Here is a 22,001-nt window from a genome sequence, read left to right on the forward strand (position 1 = left end):
ATGGCTTGCGCGCTCGGCCGGGGCGCAGATGTCTTCAGCGAGGATGCCATGTCACGCCAGCTGCCGGATCCCCCACAACACACGCCGGAGCAACCCGCCCACCCACCGGCCGGCGCGTCCGCCCATCTTCTTCCCCTGGCGGCCTGGGCCGTGGGGGCTGCCCTGCTGGCCGGCCACGTGCTCGCCGGCCCTTCGTCATGGAAAGCCTGGGTGGCCTATGCCGCGCTCTCGGCCCTGGTCGGCATGGCCTGGGTCTGGCGCTGCCATGCAGCCGGCCTGCCGCTGACCCGGACGCTGCGCGGCCACGGCTGGATACAGGCCACGATGGCCTTGCTGCTGGCGGCCTGGCAGCCCTCCCTGGCCTGGGCCTCTGCCCTGCTGTGGCTGGCCGCCGTCGCCTGGCTGCCCTGGGATGGCGAGCGCGAGCAGGCGCTGCACTTGCCTGCGGGCCAGATCGTGCTGCTGTGCGCCATGCTGGCCATGCTCTGTGCCGTGGTGGTGGCCAGGCCCATGCCGCAGATGGCACCCGGCTCGGTCGCCGTGCGCATTCTGTGGCTGGCCAGCGTGCTGCTGCCGCTGGCCGTGCATGCGCTGGCCCTGTGGCAGGCACTGAGCCGCATGCAGCGCCAGTACACCGAGGAACTGGCGCAGCTGTCCAGCTACTGCGGCCAGCTGGCCGACGATGTGCAGCAGCTGCAGACCCGCGTGGGCGCGCTGCAACTGCCCACGGGGCGCGACACGCTGACCGGCGTGGCCAATTACTCGCGATTGATGGATGTCGTCGATGGCCTGCGCGAGCGCCATGCGCGCAAGCCCGAACCGTTTTGCGTGGTGCTGCTGGAACTGGACCCCTGGGTGGAGCGCGTGGGCGTGCACCCGGCGCACAAGGGGCCATCGCTGCAGGACCGGGTGCTGCTCATGCTCAGCGGCCTGCTGGTCACGCACCTGCGCACGGTGGACGGCATAGGCCGCTACCGTGATGACACCTTCATGCTGGTGATGCCGGATACCGCCTCCGTCCAGGCCGTCTGGGCGCTGCAGCGCGTGCGCGAGGGCGTGCGCCAGCAGCACTGGAGCGAGAAGCCCATACCCGACCCCGACAAGGACCCGCTGACCCTGACCCTGGCCGTGGCGGAGTTCCAGGCGGGCGAAACCTCGGAGCGGCTGGTGCAGCGTGCCGAAGCGGCCCTCGCGCACGGCCGCGCCTGCGGGCGCAACCAGATCGTGGTGGCCGAGGACGTGCGGCCGCCGCGGACTTCCTAGGCGAGAAGGATGCAATCCCCGGGATTTCCCGGATGCGGTCACAATGGGCGCCCATGAGGGCCGCCGGCCCCGCCGCGCTTCATCGCATGCCCGTGCTTTCCTCCATTTCTCGGAATTTCCCGGACCGTCTCCTGTGGGGGCCGAAGCCGGCGTCGCCGTTGGTGGACGAAGCGCTGCACCTGGAGCGCTGGAAACGCCGCACCTGGCAACTGCACATCTCCGTGCTGGTCAGCCATATCTATGCGCTGCTGCTGTTCCTGGGCCATGCCTGGGCCGGCTATGCGCCCTGGGCCGTGGTGCTGGGCTATGGCCTGTGGGTGGCGGCGGGCATGGGCTTCATCACCTGGGCCTATGCCAGCGACTGGTGCCACAGGCTGCGCGATCCCGGCATGTTCCTCACGCACCAGCTGGTGTCCATCATCGGCGTGCTGGGCATGGTCATGGCCGCGCCTGCGCTGGCGTTCCAGTCCATGGTGATGCTGATCGCCTTCAGCGCCGACGGTTTCCTCGCGCGCAGCCGCACCAGCTTCTGGCTGACCTGGATAGGCACGCTCATCGCCGTGGCGGCCATCATTCTCTGGCGTGGGCCGTTGATGCGCATGACCACGGATACGGCTGCAGGCCAGTTGCTGGCCTTTGGCGTGGTGCTCGGTGCCGTGGTGCGCTGCAGCGTGCAGGCCACCTTCTTTCGCAGCATGCAGTACCGGCTGGGCATCGCCAATGACAAGCTGGCCACGGCGCTGGCACAGATCGAGGCCCTGCTGCGCCATGACGACCTGACCGGCGTCAGCAACCGCCGGGGCGTGATCGAGCGTCTGCACGAGGTGCGCACCGCCGCCCACGACCGTGGCACGGTGCTGTGCGTGGCGCTGCTGGACATAGACCACTTCAAGCGCATCAACGACAGCTTCGGCCACGAGGGCGGCGACCGCGTGCTGCGCGCCTTCGGCACGCTGCTGAAGTCGCAGCTGCGCAGCGCCGATGGAGTGGGCCGCTATGGTGGTGAGGAATTCCTGCTGGTTCTGCCCGACACCGACCTGGCCCAGGCCAGCGAACTGCTGGAGCGCCTGCGCCTGCGCATTGCCGAAGCCCCGTGGGCGCAGACCCTGGGCGAGGGCGCCCGCGTCACCTGCACGCTGGGTGCCGCGCAGTACCGCGCAGGGGAGTCGGTGGAGGCGACCATTGCCCGTGCCGATGCTGCGCTGTACCGTGGCAAGGCCCAGGGCCGCAACTGCACCGTGCTGGAGCCGCAACAGGCACGGCGAGCGGCTCGCCGGCCTGACGGCTTGTGAGTGCAGCTCACGACGAGTGCCAGAAAACATCGTTATTCATCCGCATCGATCGTCCATAGCATCGGCACCCATGCCCAGGACGGGCTTGGGGTGCGCATATGGATCAATGGATCGCTGAAACTTCCGGGGTCATTGCCGGAAACATCGCTGCAAACGGGCCTGCGGCCACCACCGGCATCGCGGGCTCCGTGCAAGGCTGGAACGGGCATTTGTCGTCCAGCAACCGCCAGCTGCAGGCCGGCCCGCTCAGCGCTGAACTGGCCGATGGCGGCCTGCGCAGGGTCCGCTACGGGGGCGTGGAGATCCTGCGTTCTCTTGCCTTTGTGGTGCGTGATGAGCAGGCGGACCGGTGCGTGCATGGCAACGGCGAGCTGAGCCTGCGCGAGGAATCCGGCCGCTTCGAGGTTTCCTACGAAACGGCGGTGGACTGCGAGGGCCTGGACCTGGCCTGGCGCGTGCGCATCGTGGGTTCGGCGCGTGGTTTGGATTTCACGGCCTGGGCGCGCGCCCGGGGCGGCGTTGAAGGTGACTTTCAGCACGGCCTGCACGGTGGACGGGCGGGGCTGGAGATGGTTTATCCGCGCAATGCCCTGGCGGGCCGGTCCGTGCATGTGGAGCATGTCGATGGCAGTGCCGAAAGCACCGTGTTGCCCGAGCCCGATGCGATGCTGCGCCTGTCGCAGCTGTCTTCCCTCACCCATGAGCCTGCGCCCGGCCTGCAGGTGGGCTGCCGCCTGGAAGGCTCGGAGTTCGAGATGGTTGGCCAGCGCTGGGGCGGCAAGGCCTTCTTCAGGCTGCATCCGCGCGCGCTGTCCCCCTCGCATTCCTACCTGTTGACCCGGGGCCGGACCCTGGTGCAGATGGCTCGCTTCTCATTTTCCGTGCCCGGCTCCATGCAGTAGGGCCTGGCCGGCTGCTCCAGCGGTATCGGCGGCACCGGGGCCGCACCGGCGCTGCACCGCGGCCACGCCGGCCGCATCAGCCCGTGCCGTGGATGCGGGCAGCCTGCACCGTGGCCTCCAGCAGCTTTCTCTCCCGCTCCAGGTGGGCAATGAACCGGCCTTGCTCCATGGCCATGGGCTTGAAGCCGGCCTCGGCGAGCTTGCGCACCAGATCCGGCTCGGCCAGCACGGCGGCGGTCTCGCGGGCCAGGCGCTCGGCAATGCGGGCATCGGTGCGGGCCGGCAGCAGCAGGCCTTGCCAGGCTTCGACATCGAACGCCTGCCAGACCGCCGTGTCCGACAGGCTGGGAGTGTGCGGCAAGGTGGCGGCCCGCTGGCGCGAAGTCACCCCCAGGCCACGCAGCTTGCCCTCGCGCACGAAGGATTGGACCAGGGCCACGGGCAGCACGGCCAGGTCGATCTGCCCGCCCGCCAGCTCGGTCAGCGCCTGCGGGCCGGATTTGTAGGGCACATGCGTCCAAGACAGGCCGGCCTGTTGCTGGAGCATTTCTGCGGTCAGGTGCAGGCTGGTGCCCACGCCATCGGTGCCCACGGTCAGCCGGCCCGGCTGCTGGCGCGACAGCTGCACCAGCTCGGCCGCCGTGGTGGCCGGCAGGTCGGGGCGGCCTGCCAGCACGAAGGCCGAAGAGGCCACGGGCGCCACGGGCAGCAGTTCCCTGAGGCCGTCATACCGGAAGCGCTCTGGCGACACCAGCGGCGCGATGAGCACGCAGCTGGCCACGCCGAACAGCGCGGTATGCCCGTCCGGCCGGGCCTTGATCACCCGCTGGGTGGCGATGGTGCCCGAGGCGCCCACGGTGTTTTCTATGACCACGGGTTGGCGCAGCCGCTCGGCCAGGCGCGGCATGACCAGGCGCGCGGCCACGTCCACGCTGCCACCCGGCGAAAAGGGCACGACCACGGTCAGCGGCTGGCCAGGCCAGGCGTCGGCGGCAGCCGTGGACGCTCGGGCTGCCGGTGACAGCCAGGGCGTGCCCAGCATCCAGGCCGCCAGTTGCCTGCGGTTGAGGCTCATGCCAGCCTCCCGGCGGCGCCCAGCCAGGGCAGCTGGTCCGCGTGGTAGCGCCAGGTCTGGAACACGCTGTTGAGCCGTCCGGGGCCGGTGCGGCGTGCCGCGGCATCGGGGTACTCGGCGAACCAGGGCAGGATGTATTCCCAGACCACTTCCCCCGCAGGCGTGACTTCGAAGAGCCGGCCTGTGGCCGATTCGGTGATGTGGGTGTTGCCGTTCCACAGGCGCTGGGCATTGCCCATGAAGGCGGTGTAGAAGGCGTTGACCATCTCGTCCTGGTAGCTCCAGACCACGCGGTGATCGGCAGGATCGATCTCGACCACGCGCGAGAAGGCCACGTGGGCGCCTTCGCGGAAGTTGCCATTGTCGAAGGCCAGGATATGGCCGTTGTCCAGCGCCACGGGCGCATGCTGGTGCGAGACCACGGAGGGCGGAATGTGCAGCGTCACCGCGCCGCTGGCCTTGTCCACGGCGATGATGCCGGAGGTGGTGCGCAGGCTCATGAGCACGCTGCCGTCGGCCCTCGTGCCCAGGCCGTTGACCAGCGGCCAGTGGTAGCGGCCGAAGCCCGGGTGAATCGGGAAGTCCTCGGGCGCCAGGTGCTCACAGGCCTTCCACTCCCAGACCAGGCGGCCGCTGCGGTCCACTTCGCGGATCACGTCGCCGTACATCGTTTCGCCGGGCCCGTGCGCGGTGCCGCCGGGCACGCGCTCGGCAAAGCCCGCAGGCACGGGTGCGCAGGCGGCATAGAGCAGGTGGCCGTCGGGCAGCCACTGCGCGTCATGGTGGTGGTCCGGGTCCTCGTGGCGCCAGACGATCTCGCCCTGCGGCGTGACCTCGTAGAAATCACCGCCATGCCACATGGACCACGGCGCATAGCGATCGGGCGAGCGTGGGTGGTTGCCGTTGTAGCCCAGGTTGCCGTTGGGCAGGATCACGGCGTGCCGGCCCGCGCGCACGGGCAGCTTCCATTCATGGACCACGCGGCCTTCGATGTCCACCAGGTAGACATGGCCGTCGGCCGTCTGCGGCGCGATCAGGGTGTAGCCGCCGGCCGAGAGGGCGGTGTCGTGGGCGATGAGTCCGACGCCGCGTCGGCGCTGGGTGACTTGGTCTACGGTGCTTGCCATGGGCTGCTTTCAAGGGAGGCCGGGAATGAGTGCCACTCTAGGCAGTCGGAAGCGTCAGGAATAGCTGTTTGTTTTGGATGAGGTGTCAGATAAAAATTTACACTCCGCGCCATGCCCGCAATCTCCCAGGCCTTTCGCTGTTTTGACGAGGTGGCGCGTCGTGGCTCGGTGCGCAAGGCCGCCGTCACGCTGCACCTGACGGCGGCCGCCGTGAACCAGCAAATCCTCAATCTGGAGGCCCAGGTCGGCGTGCCGCTGTTCGACCGCCTGCCGCGCGGCATGCAGCTGACAACGGCCGGGGAGCTGATGCTGGCGGCCGTGCGGCGCAGCCAGCGTGACTTCGACAACGCGCTGGCCCAGGTGGAGGACCTGCGCGCCCTGCGCCGGGGCCATGTGCGCGTGGGCGTGTCCCATGCCACGGCCGAGTACCTGCTGCCCCTGGTGATCGCCAGCCTGCACGGGCGCTATCCGGGCATCACCTTCAGCGTGCGATCGGGCACGGGCGAAGAATTGCTGCGCGGCGTGGCGCAGGGCGAGATCGATGTGGCCTATTGCCTGCGCCGCCCGCCGCCGCCCGGCGTGCAGGAGGTGCGCGCCTGGCCCCAGCCGCTGGGCGCGGTGATGGCCCCCGGCCATCCGCTGGCCACCGAGCCGCGCCTGCTGCGTCTGCGCGATTGCGTGGACTATCCGCTGATCCTGATGGCGCCGGGCATGGAGCTGCGCAGCATGCTGGAGCAGATGGACAGCGCGGCCCTGCACCAGCAGCGGCCGCTGGTGGAGACCAGCTCCGTGCCCATGGTGCGGCGCCTGGTGGCCGGCAGCACGGCCCTGGGATTCCTGGTGCCCGACAACGTGGCCGAGGATGTGGCGGCCGGCCGCCTGCTCTGGCGGCCCCTGCACGACGCCGGTGCGCAGTTGCCCGGCTGCCTGTACCAGCGCATCGGCTACACCAAGGCAGCCGCCATGCGGCTGTTTCTGGACGAGCTGGAGCGCGTGGCTGACGAGATGCGCGCCGGCTTCGAGACCGGCGTGTCCTGGTCGCTCAAGGACCTGGCGACCTGAGCGACCCTGGCCACCTGAGTGACCTGAACGATCGGCTGAGGGGCGTCAGACGCCCCGGGCGCGCTCGGCCTTGAAGCGTGCGCGCATTTCAGTGAAGTTGCCCGCCTCCAGCGCATTGCGCACTTCCTGCATCAGGTTCAGGTAGTAATGCAGGTTGTGGATGGTGGTGAGCATGGGGCCCAGCATCTCGCCGCAGCGGTCCAGGTGGTGCAGGTAGGCGCGCGAGAAGCCGTCGCGCCCGCCTTGCTCCCAGCTCACGCCGCTGGTGCCTGCGCAGGCATGGCAGGTGCAGCTGGGGTCCAGCGGCTGGTGGTCGGTCTTGTGGCGCGCATTGCGGATCTTCAGGTCGCCATAGCGCGTGAAGATGGTGCCGTTGCGCGCATTGCGCGTGGGCATGACGCAGTCGAACATGTCCACGCCGTCGGCCACGCCCTGCACCAGGTCCTCGGGCGTGCCCACGCCCATCAGGTAGCGCGGCTTGTGGGCCGGCAGGCGGTGGGGCGTGTGGGCCATGATGGCCAGCATTTCGTCCTTGGGCTCGCCCACCGAGACGCCGCCCACGGCGTAGCCGGGGAAGTCCATCTCGACCAGGGCCTGCAGCGATTCCTCGCGCAGGTTCTCGTACATGCCGCCCTGCACGATGCCGAACAGCGCATTGGGGTTGCCCAGGCGCTGGAACTCGTCGCTGGAGCGCTTGGCCCAGCGGCGGCTCATCTCCATGCTCTTGCGTGCCTCGGCCTCGGTGGTCTTGTGGCCGTTGGTCTCGTAGGGCGTGCATTCGTCCAGCTGCATGACGATGTCCGAGTTCAGCACGGTCTGGATCTGCATGCTGACTTCGGGCGACATGAACAGCTTGTCGCCGTTGACCGGGCTGGCGAAGTGCACGCCTTCCTCGGTGATCTTGCGCATGGCGCCCAGGCTCCAGACCTGGAATCCGCCCGAGTCGGTGAGGATGGGCTTGTCCCACTTCTCGAAGCCGTGCAGGCCGCCGAAGCTCTGCATGATGTCCAGCCCCGGGCGCATCCACAGGTGGAAGGTATTGCCCAGGATGATCTGCGCGCCCATCTCCTGCAGGCTGCGCGGCATCACTCCCTTGACGGTGCCATAGGTGCCCACGGGCATGAAGATGGGTGTCTGCACCACGCCGTGGTTGAGCGTGAGCTGGCCGCGGCGTGCGTGGCTGGAGGGATCGGTCTTGAGCAGGTCGAATTGCAGCATAGCCCTCCATTGTCCCAGATGGCCGCGTGAGCGTGTGGGACGGGCCGGGACTGCCCCCAGCGCCAGTCCGGCATGGCCTGGCGGGGTCTACACTGGAACGGACCGTGATTCGCCATTCATCAGAAGAAGGAGGTCCGCATGCTGAAGATCATGATTGCCGTCGATGGGTCCGAGCCCTCGCTGGACGCCGTGCACCACGCGATTTCGCTGGTGCGCCAGGGTTTGCAGGCCCATTTCGTGCTGGCCCATGTGCAGCAGGAGGCCTCGCTGTTCGAGCTGGCCACGCAGGACTCGGACATGATCGCCGCCGCCAGCGTGGACGCCGGCATGCACCTGGTGGCGCCGGCCGTGGCCCTGGTGCGGGCGGCCGGCATTTCCTACGAGGTGGAGATCGGCCTGGGCGAGCCCGCCGCCGCGCTGGCCGACATTGCCGAGAGCACGGGCTGCGAGCAGATCATCATCGGCGCACTGGGCCAGGGCGGCCTGCGGCGCGTGCTGATCGGCTCGGTCTCGCGCGAGGTGGCGCGCAACAGCCGGCTGCCGGTGACCATCGTCAAGCATGCCGAGCCGCGCGATGAAGAGGGGGAAGAGGACCTCGGTCCCGAGTGAGGTGGTTCCGCGAGCGCGGGCTTTCAGGCGGCCCGCCGTTGCTGGCCCTGATGGGACTGGTGCCGGCCCGCATGGGCGCCGTAGGCACCATGAGCGTGCGCATGCGCGTGGGGTTGCAGCTTGCCGTGCGGCAGGCTGGCCAGGCGCTGGAACATGCGGCGGCAGTAGCCGCGTATGCCCAGGCATTTGTTGATCTCGTCCACCGGCAGGGGGCCGGAGACCACGACGATGCTGTCGGCCTGGTCCCAGTCGCCGGCCGCGCGCAGCCGCCTGCGCATGCACAGCGCCCAGGCATGGATGCGCGTGGGCGAGCCATGCTCATGGACCTGGCCCGTGACCAGGTCGAAGGCAATGGCCACCAGCTCGGTCCTGAGCCGGCAGCGGCGCTCGCCCGTGATGGCACTGGGCGTCTCGCGCATGTCGTACAGGCAGTAGCTGCCGGCCTTGAGCTGGTATTGCAAATCCATGGCGGACCTCCGCGGTTCGTTCTGGGGCGGGTTTCCGGGCCTGCCTGAAAAGGCCCGGGGCATCGGTGCATTCTGACGCATGGCCCCGGCCGCTGGCAATGCAGCCGGCGGGGCGGGGGCTTCCCGGCGAAGGGCAAGCGGCAAAGCGTGCCCCGCGAGGCCGGTCTTCTAGAAGTCCAGAAGACTGAAGCCCACGCTGAGCACGGTGCGCTTGTAGTTGTAATCGATCAGGCTGTCACCGTATCCGCTGAAAAGCTGGACATGCAGGCGCAAATTGCTCTTGCCACCGTTCCATCCTTCGCCTAGGGTGCGCAGCCATTCGATGCGGCCGGAGCCGCGCCCCTGGCCCAGCGAGCCGCGTGCCGTGAAGCCCAGATAGTTCTGCGGATTGACGTTCCAGCCCAGTTTCACCTCGCCCCGGCCTATGTAGTCCTGGATGCGCGGGTTGTCGTCGTGCTCGGCGCTTTCGCGGATGCGCTGCCAGGCCTTGGCGTGCAGCTGCCAGCGGTTGTCCAGCTCGAAGCCGGTCATCAGATACCAGCGGTTCCAGCTGCGCGACAGCGGATCGCTCTGGCCGTTGGACTGGTGCACCAGGCCCACGCCGCTGTAGCGCCAGCGCCAGCCGAAGGGCAGCCGGGCATCGGTGGGGTAGACGTAGAAGATCTCGGGCTCGTGGTCCGTGTTGCGGAAGGGCCGCGAGATGGCGGGGCTGAACAGCTGCCAGTACGACTGCTGGGTGTAGCCGACCCACAGCGAGTCCTTGCCCGCCGAGGTGCTGCTGGTCAGCAGGCCCTGGGCGACCTTGGTGCGCACCGACAGCTGCACGCGCATTTCCTCGGTCTTGTAGGGCTGCGACTGCGCAGGATCCTTGCCTGGCGTGGTGGGCTGCCGGTTGACATGGTCGGCCGTCACCACGGACACGGACATGGGCCGGTAGCCGCGGAAGCTGAAGGTGCCGCAGTCGCTGCCCGGTTCCAGTTCGAAGTAGCGCGACAGTTCGCTGTAGCGCGGGTCGCGGCAGCCGCCGTTGGTGGGGGTGGTGGGCAGGGCCAGGCCCTGGCCGCTGTCGGCCGTCACCACGGGCGCGGGCGCGGGCAGGCCGCCAGGATCGGCTGCAGCGCTGGCGGCCGGAGCACTCCAGCCGGTGGCCGGCGGCGCGGTCAGCGGCTGCTGCTGCTGTGCCCAGGTGTCGAAGCAGGCCAGGCGGGACTGGTTGTCCGTGGTGGCGGCGCACTGGCGCCATGCGTCCTCGGACAGGGGGCGGGGCGCGGCCTGCGCCTGGGCGCCGAGCCAGGGCGTGGCGCCCAGCCCCATGGCCAGGGCCCACTGCAGGGTGTTCGGCGTGCGGCGCAGGCGCTTGCGGCGATCCAGGTGTGTAGGAGTCGTCATGGCTTGGGTCCAGTGAAGGGGAGAGCGAAAAAGGGGAGGGAAAGAGGGCTTGCGAGCAGGCCACGGCCATTCAGGGTGCCAGCTTGCGCAGCACGAAGGGCCGGGGCGCCGCATCGTCGCCCTCGATGAAGTTGCCGCGGATCTCGCGGGCGCAGCTGCCTTCGACGACATCGCCCAGCCAGGTGGCGGTGATGCGCTTGCCGTCGGCGCTTTCTTCCAGCGTGATGTGGTCATCGGCCACGTCGCCGACCATGGGCCGGGTGTCTGCGCCGCGCGCGATCGTGCCCTTGACGTTGCCCTTCCACTGGGGGTGCGGTCCCAGCTGCAGGCGCACGGGCTGGGACTGGCCTTCTACGGTTCCCGTCCATTCGCCCTGCAGCTGGCTGTCCTTCATCTCCTCGTCCCCGGGGCATGGGGCGTGTGGCAGGGTGGCGGAAGCGCGGGCGGCCTTGGGCGCGGCCTGAGCAGTGGCCGGGGCGGTGGTCTGCAGGGCTGTGCTGGAGCAGGCGGCGGTCGCGGCCACCAGCGCCAGGCTGAGAACGGGGCGGTAAAAACGCATGCGGTGTCTTTCTGGGATCAGGAGTCGGCGGGCGTGGACTGCTGCGCCTTGAGCGCGAACTCGGCGCGCAGCTGGCGCAGCTTCTCGCGCGGGTCCTCGCGCGAGGTGGCAGCGTCCAGGCCCATTTCCTTGATGAAGCGGCTGGGCAGGGTGGAGACCATCTCGCGCCCCTTCTTGCGGCGCTTGGTCCAGCTCACGGCCAGCGATCGCCGGGCGCGCGTGATGCCCACGTACATGAGGCGGCGCTCTTCCTGCAGGCGCTGGGCGGTTTCGTCGCTGACCTTCTGCTGGCGGCCGTTGTCGTCGTCGAGCTTGAAGGGCAGCATTCCCTCGGTCACGCCGACCAGCATCACATGCGGCCATTCCAGGCCCTTGGAGGCGTGCAGGGTGGACAGGATGACCATGTCCTGCTCCTTCTCGCGCTCGCTGATGGTGGACAGCAGGGCGATGTTGCGCGCCACTTCCAGCAGGCTCTTGACCTCGGTGTGCGTGGTCGTGCCCGCCGCATCCTCGATCTGGCCGCCGGCGCGCTGGGCCATCCAGTCGCAGAACTCCAGCACGTTGCTCCAGCGCGCGGCGGCGACCGATTCGCTGTCCTCGCTGTCGTAGAGGTACTGCTCGTAGCCGATCTCCTTGAGCCAGTCGAGCATGAAGCCGCGCGACTGCTCGGCGCCCAGCGTGTGGCGGGCGCGGTATTCGAGGTCGTTGATGTAGCGGCCGAACTCCAGCAGGCTGTCATGCGCCTTCTTGGGCAGGGCCGCTTCCAGCATGTGGGCGAACAGGGCGCCGAACATGCTGAGCTTGTGCTGCGAGGAAAACTCGCCCAGCTTGCCCAGCGTGGTGTGGCCTATGCCGCGCTTGGGCGTGCCGATGGCGCGCAGGAAGGCGGGGTCGTCGTCGTTGTTGATCCACAGCCGGAACCAGGCGCACAGGTCCTTGATCTCGGCGCGGTCGAAGAAGCTGGTGCCGCCCGAGACCTTGTAGGGAATGCTGGCCTTGCGCAGTGCCTTCTCGAAGGGCTTGGCCTGGTGGTTGGCGCGGTAGAGGATGGCGAAATCCTTCCAGTCCGGCGGCGGGTTGCTGGCCGCGCGCAGGCTCTGGATGCGGGCGACGGCGCGCTCGGCCTCGTGCTCCTCGGTGTCGCAGTCCACGATGCGCACGGGCTCGCCCTCGCCCAGCTCCGAGAACAGTGTCTTCGGATAGAGCTTGGGGTTGGGCTGGATGACGTTGTTGGCAGCGCGCAGGATGGCCGAGGTGGAGCGGTAGTTCTGCTCCAGCTTGATCACCTTGAGCTGCGGGAACTCCACCGGCAGCTTCTTGAGGTTGTCCAGCGTGGCGCCGCGCCAGCCGTAGATGCTCTGGTCGTCGTCGCCCACGGCAGTGAAGTGGGCGCGGCTGCCCACCAGCATCTTGAGCAGTTCGTACTGCGTGGCGTTGGTGTCCTGGTATTCGTCCACCAGCACGTGGCCCAGCAGGCGCTGCCATTTCTCGCGCACCTCGATATGGTTCTTGAGCAGGCGCATGGGCATGCCGATCAGATCGTCGAAGTCCACGCTCTGGTAGGCGGTCAGGCGCTCTTCGTAGCGCTGCATGATCAGCGCCGTGCTGCGCTCGTTGTCGTCCTGGGCCATGGCCAGGGCCTTGCGGCTGTCCCAGCCGGCGTTCTTCCAGTTGCTGATGGTCCACTGCCACTGGCGTGCCGTGGCCAGGTCGGTGGTGCCACCCGAGCAGTCCTTGAGGATGCCCGTCACGTCGTCGGCGTCCAGGATGCTGAACTGGGGCTTGAGGCCCAGCACATGGCCGTCCTCGCGCACCATGCGCACGCCCAGGGCGTGGAAGGTGCAGACCAGCACGTCCTTGGCCTGCCGGCCGATGAGGCCGGCCGCGCGCTCGCGCATTTCGGCCGCGGCCTTGTTGGTGAAGGTGATGGCGGCGATGCGGCGCGGCGCCATGCCCATCTCGATCAGGCGCCCGATCTTGTGCGTGATCACGCGTGTCTTGCCCGAGCCCGCGCCGGCCAGGACCAGGCAGGGGCCTTCGGTGTAGTGGACGGCCTGGAGCTGGGCCAGATTGAGTCCTGCGGACATGGATGCGTTGCGCGGGGAAAGGCGTGAAAGTGAGGGAAGCGGGAGCATACCGCTTCGGGCACCGGGGCCGCCCTGCCATATGTAAGCACCCCTGGAAAACGGCTACCAATCCCTGTGAGGGGCCGGTGCACGGATGTGTGGCCTAACACCATCGGAATAAAAATTCACATTGTTTTTTGTGAGCAATGTGTAAAAACTATCGACAATATTAGCGTGAGCCAATGGAATTTCCGTGGTGAATACGTTTTTCCTATGTCCCGTTTCTCTCCGGTGAGGTGGTGAAGATGACTCGAGCGAAGGAGGAGATCGGCCTGGCTGCCGAACTGTGGTCCCCCGTACTCAGGCAGCGCTTCGAGGCATTGTTCTCCGTGGCCTCGCGCAAGTCGCTGCGGGGCTGGCGCCAGGTGCCTCTGGTCAGCGCCCAGGTGCTGGTCGTCGATGGCAGCCTGCCCGTGCCCGAAGCCGCCGTGTGGATGCCCTGCGTGGTCTATGTGGGCGGCGTGCCCCAGGGCCAGCACCTGGGGCGCACGCCCCAGCGATGGGCCACCTACCTGGACTTGGACTTCACGCTGTCCGACCTGATCGACATGCTGGACCGGGCGGCGGTCTTCCTCATGGACTGGACGGTGCGCCAGCAGGTGGCGTCCTCCCAGACCCTGGCGCGTGCGCTGGACGAGTTGTCCCAGCAGGACGAGGACTGCCGCTACCGCTTCCAGCTCAAGGCCTGGGTGGCGCTGCCAGCGCCGTGGAACAGCTCCGAATGCCTGAGGGCCCTGGCCATGCTGTGCCGTGGCCCCATGGAAGTGGCCCTGCTGTGCGAGCACAGCGGCATGCAGGCCAGCGCCGTGGCCCAACTGCTGCGCCACCCCCGGCTGCGCAGCCTGCTGGAGTGCAGCCTGCGGCCTGCGCGCGAAGACGATCTCCCGCCGCTGGGCCGCGGCCGCGCACAGGCGCCTGCCACGGTGGCCGGGCTGCCGCGCCAGTGGGTGCAGAAGCTGGCCGGCTGGATACGGCGTGGAGGAGTGGCATGAGCCTGTGGATGAGCGCGCAGCCTGCTGCGGGGTTGGTACGGGTGAGCCTGGTGGGGCCCATGGGCATAGGCAAGACCACGGCGCTGCGCAGCCTGTGTGGCGCGTTGATGGCGGCGGCGGATGTGCCCAATCTGGACCAGGCCGCCCATTCCAAGGAATTCACCACGGTGGGTGCCGAGTTCGGCCAGATCGACCTGGGCGGGGGAGAGCGGCTGCAACTGGTGGGCAGCCCGGGGCAGGAACGCTTCGACTTCGTGCGCCGCTGGGTGCTCAATGCCTCGGTGGGCGTGCTGCTGATGGTGGATGTCGGCGATGCCCAGGCACTGGACTACGCGGCGCGCTGCCTGGCCGAGATCGCCTCCCTGGAATCCGAGCCCCTGGTGGTGGTGGTCAGTTGCCGCGATGCCAGCGAGCAACAGCAGGAAGCATTCAGCAGCGCCTTGGCGGACAGAGGCCACGGTATAGTGCCTGTCATCCAGGCGGACCCCCGTGACCGGCAGCAGTTGCTGGATGCGCTGGGGGTGCTCGTTTCCTTGCTTTCCTTGCAAAGTCAGGCATGAAGACACCAACGCTTCCCCGGATTCCTCCCTCTCTGATCGAAGCTGGCAACGATGTGCTCCGCCGCGTGGTGGCGCCCCTGGAGGGCGTGCACATCGCCTTGCTGTGCACGCCTGACGGCTTCGAAATCACTTCCCTGCGGGTCAGGAGCGAACTGCCGACGGAGCGCCTGTCGGCCATGGCGGGCTCGCTCATGGCCATGGCCAGGGCCGTGGCCACCGAGATCGGCCACAAGTCCTGCCGGCGCCTGACCTTCGAGACCGAACTGGGCACGGTGCTGTTCCAGGCCGTGGGCGGCAGCCATCCGGCCATCCTGTGCATGGTGGTCGACCAGAGCGCCTTGCTGGGGCGCGCGCTGTGGGCGGCTGGCGAACTGGCCTCCGAGATGGCCGGTACCTGATCCTGTCCGCTATGCATTTTTCTTCCCCGAGGAACGGGCGTGGCGGATCCTCCGTCCCGCCCACCCTTGATTTCAAAAAAGGTGGCATATGGCTTCGATACATGATTCTCTGAACAGCCTGCTGGGCGTCGATGGCGCTCTGTGCGCGGCCCTGGTGGACAGCACCAGCGGCATGCTCATGGGCAGCGCGGGCTCCGGCCTCGACATGGAGCTTGCCGCCGCCGGCAACACCGAGGTGGTGCGCGCCAAGCTCAAGACCATGCGCATGCTCAAGCTCGACGATGCCATCGACGACATCCTGATCACCCTGACGCACCAGTACCACATCATCCGGCCCGTGGCCTCGCATGAAGGCGTGTTCTTCTACCTGGTGCTGGACAAGAGCCGCTCCAACCTGGCGCTGGCCCGCCGCAAGGTGCAGGACATCGAGAAGGAACTGGCGCTGTAAGCGCGCGCCCCCCGAGCTCCAGCCTGCCGCAAGCGCATTGCGGCAGGTTTTTTTGTCGCCGGGCCGCCCAGAGGCAAAAAGCGGCTCCCCCTGGAGGCGGCGGACCTTGCGGGGCAATGGGAGCGTGGTGGCTTTTTTTCGCCCTGCGTCTCCGGGGTGCCACGGGCATGCAGCAGCGGCACCGGCTTGCTGCCAGAATCGCCGCGTGCTGTCCGTCCTGCTGATCACCTTTCCCTTCTTCGCGCTTGTGGCCTGCGGCTTTGCGGCCACCTGGCGTGGCGTGCTGCCGCAGGCGGCGATACCGGGGCTCAACGCCTTCGTGCTGTATTTCGCGCTGCCCTGCATGCTGTTCCGCTTTGGCGCGCAGACGCCGATTGCCCAGCTGCTGGACGTGGGCGTCTCCGTGGTCTACCTGCTGTGCGCGCTGCTGATGGTGGGCGCCACCGTGGCGCTGACCGTGCGGCGCGTGGGCTGGAACGATGCGGCCTTTGGCGCGCTGGTGGCGGCCTTTCCCAACACCGGCTTCATGGGTGTGCCCATGCTGGTGGCGCTGCTGGGCGAGCGTGCGGCCGGGCCGGTCATCGTCACCATGGCCATCGACATGGTGGTGACCACCTCGCTGTGCATTGCGCTGTCGCGCCTGGGGCTGCCGGGCGGGCATGGCGTGTCCGTGGCGCTGCGCAGGGCGTTTGCCGGCATGGCCGCCAATCCCATGCCCTGGGCCATCGTGCTGGGTGGCGTGGCCTCGGCGGCAGGCTGGACGCTGCCCGGTCCCATCGACCGCACCGTGGCCATGCTGGCGGGCGCGGCCTCGCCCGTGGCGTTGTTCACCATTGGCGCCGTGCTGGCGCGCTCGCAGATGAACAGCCACGAGCGCGTGGCTGCGCGCGACTACGTGCCCATTGCGCTGGCCAAGCTGCTGGTCCACCCGCTGCTGGTCTGGGCCGTGGCCCGTGCTGCCATGGCGCTGGGCCTGCCGCTCGGTGAGGAGGCCTTCGTGGCCCTGGTGTTGCTGGCCGCGCTGCCCAGCGCCAGCAATGTCTCGCTGCTGACCGAGCGCTTCGGGGCGCACGGCGGGCGCGTGGCCCGCATCATCCTGGTGTCCACGGTGCTGGCCTTCCTGAGCTTCTCGGGCGCCGTGGCGCTGATGACCTGAGAGGCCCGGCGCTCTCTACAATCGCGCCCATGTTTTTTCACCACCCCGGCGGGATCGCATGAAATCCTCTTCCTCTGCTGCCCCGGCAGGCACTCCCTCGGGCGCGGCCCTGCTGTGGATGGTGACGCTGGCCTGCCTGCTCTGGGCCCTGGTGTCCTGGCTGGCCAATGGCAATCTGGACGGCTACCACGACATGCTGGAGAACTATGCCTGGGCCCAGCCGCTGCAGCTGGGCACGCACAAGCATCCGCCGTTCTTCGCCTGGGTGGTCGGCCTGTGGTTCATGGTGTTCCCGCAGAACGACGGCTTTTATCGCCTGCTGTCCTATGCCAATGTGGGCGTGGGCATCTGGGGCGTCTACGTGCTGGGCAGGCGCCTGGGGCTGGCGCGCCTGGCGCCGCTGGGCGCGGCCCTGTTGCTGTGGTGCTTTCCGTATACGACGCTGGCCGGCAAGTTCAACGCCAACAGCCAGCTGCTGTCCCTGTGGCCCTGGGCGGCAGCCCTGCTGCTGGCCAGCTGGCAGGAAAAGGGCGCGCGCGGCATGGCCTTCAGCGTGGCCCTGGGCGTGGTGTCGGCCGCCTGCATGCTCAGCAAGTACTACAGCGGCGTGTTCCTGGCCGGCTTCCTGCTGCCCATCTTCCTGGTGCGTGAAGGGCGCCAGTGGCTGCTCACACCCCGGCCCTACGTGGCACTGGCCGCCTTTGGCCTGGCGCTGGCGCCGCATCTGGCTTGGATTGCCCACCACCAGTGGGTGACGTTGGGCTATGCCATGGACCAGGGCGGCGGGCAGGTGGTGTGGGGCTATGTGCTGCGCTTTGCGCTGGCGCCCATCTTCTACTGGCTGCCGGCCTGGCTGGCCGTGTGCCTGGTGTATGGCTTCATGCAGGCCCGCCAGCAAGGCGGCGGCTGGCTGCGCTGGAGCGCGCGTTTCCTGCGCCGCAGCTGGTGCTGGCAGGGGCGCGGCGACACCTTGTTCTGGCTGGCCCTCATGCCCTGGCTGGCGACGCTGGGCTTTGGCGCCACCGGCGTGGTGGAGCTGTCCACGCCCTGGGCCATTCCCATCGGCTATGCCTTCGTGCTGCTGTGGCTGCGCAACCTGGATGCCGAGGCGCCTGCCGTGACGCAGGCCGCGCAGGCCGCGCTGCGCCGCGCCTGGTGGCCGAGCATGGCCGTGGTGCTGGTGATAGGGCTGGCCGTGGGCTGGGGCAATGCGCGCAAGAGCGGCTCCGACTACTACCGCCCTGCGGCCGATGCGGCGCAGGCCATCGTGCTGTCCTGGAACCAGCGCCACCCGCAGCAGCCGCTGCAGTGGGTGGGCGGCGACTGGGCGGAAAACGCCATGCTGTCTTTCTATGCCCAGCCCCATCTGCGCACCATTCCCGGCCTGCCCGACAGCGAATATGCGCGCGTGCTGGCGCTGCCGGACTGGCGCCAGCAGCCCGGGCTGCTGCTGTGTCCGCGCGGCCCGGTGGCCAGCGAGCCCGGCCCGACCGCGAAATCGCGCGATTGCGAGCAGCAGGCGCAGGCCTGGCTGGCGAAGCTGGGCCTGCCGCAGGAGGCGCGTGTGCTCACGGTGCAACGCTCGGGCTGGCGTTTTCCTCGGCCCGGTCCCTATGCCTATGCGGTTTTTGACGTGTTGCCGCGCGCGGGCAGCCAGCCCGCTGACAATGCTGGCCTATGACCGAATTGCATGCTGACATTGCTCCGGCCGCTCCCAAGGGGATGCTGCCGCGCCCCCCGCTGCGGCTGAGCTGCGTGGTGCCAGCCCACAATGAAGAGGGCAACCTGGAGGCGTTCCTGCGCGCCCTGGACGCGACGGTGCGCACGCTGACGCCCGACTACGAGCTGATCGTCGTCAACGACGGCAGCCGTGACGCCACGCACGAGATCGCGCTGCGCATGGCACAGGAACTGCCCGTGCGCTATCTGGCGTTGTCGCGCAACTTCGGCAAGGAGGCGGCGCTGTCGGCAGGCATAGACCATGCGCGCGGCAACGCCGTGGTGCTGATCGACGCCGACTTCCAGCATCCGCTGCAGATGCTGCCCCAGATGTGCGAGCTGTGGCAGTCCGGCTATGACATGGTCTATGGCGTGATCGCCGACCGGGGCGCCGAAAGCGGCGCCAAGCGCGTGGGCACCAACCTGTTCTACCGGCTCATGAATGCCGGCAACCTGGTGAAGATCCCGCCCAATGCCGGCGACTTCCGCTGGCTGGACCGCTGCGTGGCCGACGCGCTCAAGGCCCTGCCCGAGAGCCACCGCTTCATGAAGGGCCTGTACGCCTGGGTGGGCTTCAAGGCCGCGGCCCTGCCGTTCGTGCCAGCCGACCGCACGGCCGGCGCGTCCAGCTTCAATTTCCGGCGCCTGGGCTCGCTGGCCCTGCTGGGGCTGACCTCGTTCACCACCTTGCCGCTGCGCGTGTGGAGCGTGGTGGGCGGGATCATCTCGCTGGCAGCCCTGCTCTACGGCCTGTGGATCACCATGGAGACGCTGATCTTCGGCAACCCGCTGGACGGCTGGCCCACGCTGGCGGCCAGCATCATGCTGTTTTCGGGCGTGCAGCTGATGTCCATCGGCATCCTGGGAGAGTACATCGGCCGCATCTACGACGAGGTCAAGCGCCGCCCCACCTACCTGCTGGCGCGCGACGAAGACCGCAGCCCGCTGGCGCCACGGGACTAGCCATGCACGATGTGATCGCACAGCTGCGCCGCCTGCCGCAGGCGCTGCAGTTCGTGCTGGTAGGGGGCTGCGCGGCCGCCACGCACCTGGCCGTGGTCGCCCTGCTGGTGCAACGGGTGGGCATGGCGCCGCTGCATGCCAACGTGCTGGCCTTTCTCGTGGCCTTCGTGGTCAGCTACAACGGCCACGCGCTGTTCACCTTCGTGCAGGCCGGGGCGCAAGGCTGGGCCGTGGCCGGCAAGTACTTCGCCGTGGCCTGCGCCTCCTTCGTGGCCAACGAGCTGCTGTACTGGGTGGCCCTGCACTGGCTGCACTGGCACTATTTCTGGAGCCTGGCCCTGGTGCTGGTGCTGGTGGCGGTGGGCACCTTCGTCTTCGCCAAGTTCTGGGCCTTTGCGGCCCCCGGCCGCAAGGAATCCTCATGAACACCCTACCTGCCAAAAACGGAGAGAAGGCCTTGGCCAGAACCGTCGTCCTGTGCGCCGACGACTATGCGCTGCACCCCCTGGTCGATGAAGCCGTGGAGCAGCTCACGCTGCAGGGCCGGCTGTCGGCCACCAGCTGCATGACCACCTCGCCGCACTGGAGGCAGGCCGCCAGGCGCCTGCCTGCGCTGCGCCCGCGCCTGTCGCTGGGCCTGCACTTCAACCTGACCGAGGGCCACGGCCTGCAGCCAGTCGCCGGCATCGGTGCCGTGATTGCGCGCGCCTATGCCGGCGCACTCGGCGGCGGCGCCATGCGCGACGCCTGGCGCCGCCAGCTCGACGCCTTCGAGGACGCGCTGGGCATGGCTCCCGACTTCATCGACGGCCACCAGCACGTGCACCAGCTCCCCGGCGTGCGCGCCGCGCTGGTGCAGGAATTGCGCCAGCGCTATGGCGACAACGCCGACGACCTGCCCTGGGTCCGCTCCACCACCCCGGCCGGCCAGCTCTGGCGCGACCCCAAGGCCGCCATCATCGCCCTGCTGGGCGGCTGGACCACCACCCGCCGCCTGCGCCGCCAGGGCGTTCCGCTCAACCACGGCTTCGGCGGCGTCTACGCCTTCGACCAGCCCACGCCCGAAGGCTATGGTCGCCACATGGCCCAATGGCTGGCGCAGCTGCAGCCCGGCAGCCTCATGATGTGCCACCCCGCCACCGTCCCCGTCCAGGGCGACGCCATAGGCGCCCAGCGCGCCGTCGAATACGCCTACCTGCGCTCCGACGCCTTCGCCCAGGCCCTCGAACAGGCGCACTGCCACATCGCCCAAGGCCCCCTGACCCCGCTGTTCACATCGAACTAAGAAGCGGTAATAGAAAAGGCCCGGCCAAAAATGGACCGGGCCATGTGGGCGCAGCGCAAAAAACCGACGAGGCCCAAAGCAAGGGACAGCAAGCAAGGGCCGCCCCGCAGCGAGGCTGTCGTCCCCCTCCCCCGCGAAGCGGGTAGAGAGGCGCCGTGCCACGGGGGGAAGGCGCGCAAGCGCCTCAGGGGGTGCCTATCAGTATTCCCAGAAGATGCGCTGCAGCTGCTTCGTGTCCTGCGTCTTGGTCAGGGCCACGGCGGCCAGCAGGCGCGCCTTCTGCGGGTTCAGGTCATGGGCGACGACCCAGTCGTACTTGTCATCGGGCTGCTCGGCATTGCGCAGCACGAAGCCGGCCGGCACGCGCGAGCTGCGCACGATGACCACGCCCTTTTGGCGCAGTTCATTGAGCTTGGGCACGATGCGGTCGGCCACCGAGCCATTGCCCGTGCCTGCATGCACGATGGCCTTGACGCCGGCCTTGCCCAGCGCGTCGATGGCCGTGGCGGGCACGTTGCCGTAGCCATAGACGATGTCCACGGCGGGCAGGTCGGTGATCTGCTCGATGTTGAACTCGCTGCCCTTGGTGTGGCGCTTGACGGGGGCGCGGAACCAGTAGGTCTTGCCCTCGACCACCATGCCCAGCGGGCCCCACTGGCTGGCGAATGCATTGGTCTTGATGTTGGTGAGCTTGGCGACATCGCGCGCGGAGTCGATGTTGTCGTTCATGCTGACCAGCACGCCCTTGCCCGCCGAGTCCTTGGACGCGGCCGTGGCCACGGCGCCCAGCAGGTTCAGCGCGCCGTCGGCCGAGATGGCCGTGCCGGGGCGCATGGAGCCGACCATGACGATGGGCTTGTCGGTGGGCACCACCAGGTTCAGGAAGTAGCCGGTTTCCTCCAGCGTGTCCGTGCCGTGGGTCACGACGATGCCGTCCACGCCGGGTTGCTTGGCCAGCTCGTTGACGCGGCGGGCCAGCGTCAGCAGTTCCTTGTTGGTGAAGCTTTCGGAGGCGATCTGGAAGACCTGCTCGCCGGACACGTTGGCGAGGTTGCTCAGCTCGGGCAGGCCGGCCAGCAGCTTGTCCACGGGCACCTTGGCGGCCGTGTAGGTGGCGCTGTTGACGGCGCTGGCACCCGCGCCGGCAATGGTGCCGCCCGTGGCCAGGACGACCACGTTGGGCTTGCCGGCCTGGGCGGCGGGAGCGGGTGCAGGGGCGGTCGCCGTGGCGGGCGCAGCGGCTGCGGGGGCCTGGCTGGCGCCGGGTTGGGACGCGCAGCCTGCCAGCGCAAGCGCGACGGCCATCAAGGTCATACGGAAGGGGGTGAACGGCATGTATCGCTCCTGGAAAGGCATTGAATGATCCAGCCTTGTGGGCTGAATGCGGCACG

General features: G+C 68.6%; 22 protein-coding genes. 14 read left to right on the top strand and 8 right to left on the bottom strand.

Translation table 11 applies throughout. The features are described 5' to 3' along the window. The first annotated feature begins 48 nt into the window (after positions 1-48). The 3 genes from ACFPFG_RS20880 (at position 49) to ACFPFG_RS20890 (ending at position 3,457) form a co-directional block, all read left to right on the top strand. Positions 49-1,263, top strand: coding sequence for a GGDEF domain-containing protein (locus tag ACFPFG_RS20880; protein WP_380108098.1), 1,215 nt, complete (start codon positions 49-51; stop codon positions 1,261-1,263). Positions 1,264-1,424: 161 nt separating this feature from the next. Beyond that, positions 1,425-2,555 carry a GGDEF domain-containing protein gene (locus ACFPFG_RS20885; RefSeq protein ID WP_232245702.1) on the top strand — a complete coding sequence of 377 codons (1,131 nt, stop codon included), beginning with the start codon at positions 1,425-1,427 and terminating at the stop codon, positions 2,553-2,555. 209 nt (positions 2,556-2,764) lie between these two features. Further along, entirely contained in the window at positions 2,765-3,457 is a 693-nt protein-coding gene (locus ACFPFG_RS20890) for a D-apionate lactonase family protein (protein WP_380108100.1), read from the top strand. Between the two features lie 76 nt (positions 3,458-3,533). Here the strand turns inward: ACFPFG_RS20890 and ACFPFG_RS20895 are convergent, their stop codons facing one another. Further along, complete coding sequence (locus tag ACFPFG_RS20895) at positions 3,534-4,532, bottom strand: Bug family tripartite tricarboxylate transporter substrate binding protein (protein ID WP_183017805.1); 999 nt, start codon at positions 4,530-4,532, stop codon at positions 3,534-3,536. After that, complete coding sequence (locus tag ACFPFG_RS20900; RefSeq protein WP_380108102.1) at positions 4,529-5,659, bottom strand: aryl-sulfate sulfotransferase; 1,131 nt, start codon at positions 5,657-5,659, stop codon at positions 4,529-4,531. The genes ACFPFG_RS20895 and ACFPFG_RS20900 overlap by 4 nt, the downstream gene beginning before the upstream one ends. Positions 5,660-5,770: 111 nt before the next feature. Here ACFPFG_RS20900 and ACFPFG_RS20905 point away from each other — a divergent pair, with 111 nt between their 5' ends. After that, positions 5,771-6,721 (top strand): LysR family transcriptional regulator, encoded by a 951-nt coding sequence (locus ACFPFG_RS20905; RefSeq protein ID WP_012202480.1) that lies wholly within the window; start codon positions 5,771-5,773, stop codon positions 6,719-6,721. Between the two features lie 45 nt (positions 6,722-6,766). Here ACFPFG_RS20905 and tgt read toward each other — a convergent pair whose 3' ends face one another. Then, positions 6,767-7,939, bottom strand: a complete 1,173-nt coding sequence (gene tgt, locus ACFPFG_RS20910) for a tRNA guanosine(34) transglycosylase Tgt (protein ID WP_012202481.1) — start codon at positions 7,937-7,939, stop codon at positions 6,767-6,769. Positions 7,940-8,077: 138 nt separating this feature from the next. Here tgt and ACFPFG_RS20915 point away from each other — a divergent pair, with 138 nt between their 5' ends. Beyond that, a complete protein-coding gene (locus ACFPFG_RS20915) occupies positions 8,078-8,548 on the top strand; it encodes a universal stress protein (RefSeq protein WP_183017808.1) in 471 nt (156 codons plus the stop codon). Positions 8,549-8,571: 23 nt separating this feature from the next. Here ACFPFG_RS20915 and ACFPFG_RS20920 read toward each other — a convergent pair whose 3' ends face one another. From ACFPFG_RS20920 to ACFPFG_RS20935, 4 genes are all read right to left on the bottom strand, one after another. Further along, entirely contained in the window at positions 8,572-9,015 is a 444-nt protein-coding gene (locus tag ACFPFG_RS20920; RefSeq protein ID WP_183017809.1) for a hypothetical protein, read from the bottom strand. Between the two features lie 168 nt (positions 9,016-9,183). Continuing rightward, positions 9,184-10,404, bottom strand: a complete 1,221-nt coding sequence (locus tag ACFPFG_RS20925) for a phospholipase A (protein WP_380108105.1) — start codon at positions 10,402-10,404, stop codon at positions 9,184-9,186. Between the two features lie 70 nt (positions 10,405-10,474). Further along, the gene (locus ACFPFG_RS20930; RefSeq protein ID WP_380108107.1) at positions 10,475-10,963 is read right to left on the bottom strand and encodes a hypothetical protein; all 489 of its coding nucleotides are present in this window, start codon (positions 10,961-10,963) and stop codon (positions 10,475-10,477) included. A 17-nt stretch (positions 10,964-10,980) separates the two neighbouring features. After that, positions 10,981-13,050 (bottom strand): ATP-dependent helicase, encoded by a 2,070-nt coding sequence (locus ACFPFG_RS20935; protein ID WP_312377058.1) that lies wholly within the window; start codon positions 13,048-13,050, stop codon positions 10,981-10,983. A 284-nt stretch (positions 13,051-13,334) separates the two neighbouring features. Here ACFPFG_RS20935 and ACFPFG_RS20940 point away from each other — a divergent pair, with 284 nt between their 5' ends. The 9 genes from ACFPFG_RS20940 (at position 13,335) to ACFPFG_RS20980 (ending at position 20,610) form a co-directional block, all read left to right on the top strand. After that, positions 13,335-14,081 carry a hypothetical protein gene (locus tag ACFPFG_RS20940; RefSeq protein WP_183017812.1) on the top strand — a complete coding sequence of 249 codons (747 nt, stop codon included), beginning with the start codon at positions 13,335-13,337 and terminating at the stop codon, positions 14,079-14,081. Then, positions 14,078-14,641 (top strand): GTP-binding protein, encoded by a 564-nt coding sequence (locus tag ACFPFG_RS20945; RefSeq protein WP_183017813.1) that lies wholly within the window; start codon positions 14,078-14,080, stop codon positions 14,639-14,641. The genes ACFPFG_RS20940 and ACFPFG_RS20945 overlap by 4 nt, the downstream gene beginning before the upstream one ends. Further along, positions 14,638-15,039, top strand: coding sequence for a roadblock/LC7 domain-containing protein (locus tag ACFPFG_RS20950; RefSeq protein ID WP_183017814.1), 402 nt, complete (start codon positions 14,638-14,640; stop codon positions 15,037-15,039). Before ACFPFG_RS20945 ends, ACFPFG_RS20950 begins: the two co-directional genes overlap by 4 nt. Positions 15,040-15,127: 88 nt before the next feature. Next, a complete protein-coding gene (locus ACFPFG_RS20955; RefSeq protein WP_183017815.1) occupies positions 15,128-15,487 on the top strand; it encodes a hypothetical protein in 360 nt (119 codons plus the stop codon). Positions 15,488-15,692: 205 nt separating this feature from the next. After that, positions 15,693-16,643, top strand: a complete 951-nt coding sequence (locus ACFPFG_RS20960) for an AEC family transporter (RefSeq protein ID WP_012202491.1) — start codon at positions 15,693-15,695, stop codon at positions 16,641-16,643. Between the two features lie 58 nt (positions 16,644-16,701). After that, entirely contained in the window at positions 16,702-18,324 is a 1,623-nt protein-coding gene (locus ACFPFG_RS20965; RefSeq protein ID WP_380108111.1) for a glycosyltransferase family 39 protein, read from the top strand. Further along, complete coding sequence (locus tag ACFPFG_RS20970) at positions 18,321-19,325, top strand: glycosyltransferase family 2 protein (RefSeq protein WP_183017817.1); 1,005 nt, start codon at positions 18,321-18,323, stop codon at positions 19,323-19,325. Before ACFPFG_RS20965 ends, ACFPFG_RS20970 begins: the two co-directional genes overlap by 4 nt. A gap of 2 nt (positions 19,326-19,327) precedes the next feature. Then, a complete protein-coding gene (locus ACFPFG_RS20975) occupies positions 19,328-19,750 on the top strand; it encodes a GtrA family protein (RefSeq protein ID WP_012202494.1) in 423 nt (140 codons plus the stop codon). Further along, positions 19,747-20,610, top strand: coding sequence for a ChbG/HpnK family deacetylase (locus ACFPFG_RS20980; RefSeq protein ID WP_380108114.1), 864 nt, complete (start codon positions 19,747-19,749; stop codon positions 20,608-20,610). The genes ACFPFG_RS20975 and ACFPFG_RS20980 overlap by 4 nt, the downstream gene beginning before the upstream one ends. A gap of 198 nt (positions 20,611-20,808) precedes the next feature. Here ACFPFG_RS20980 and ACFPFG_RS20985 read toward each other — a convergent pair whose 3' ends face one another. Then, positions 20,809-21,945, bottom strand: coding sequence for an asparaginase (locus tag ACFPFG_RS20985; protein WP_183017819.1), 1,137 nt, complete (start codon positions 21,943-21,945; stop codon positions 20,809-20,811). Positions 21,946-22,001 lie beyond the last annotated feature (56 nt).

The organism is Delftia deserti, assembly GCF_042653485.1.
Taxonomy (GTDB): domain Bacteria; phylum Pseudomonadota; class Gammaproteobacteria; order Burkholderiales; family Burkholderiaceae_C; genus Comamonas; species Comamonas acidovorans.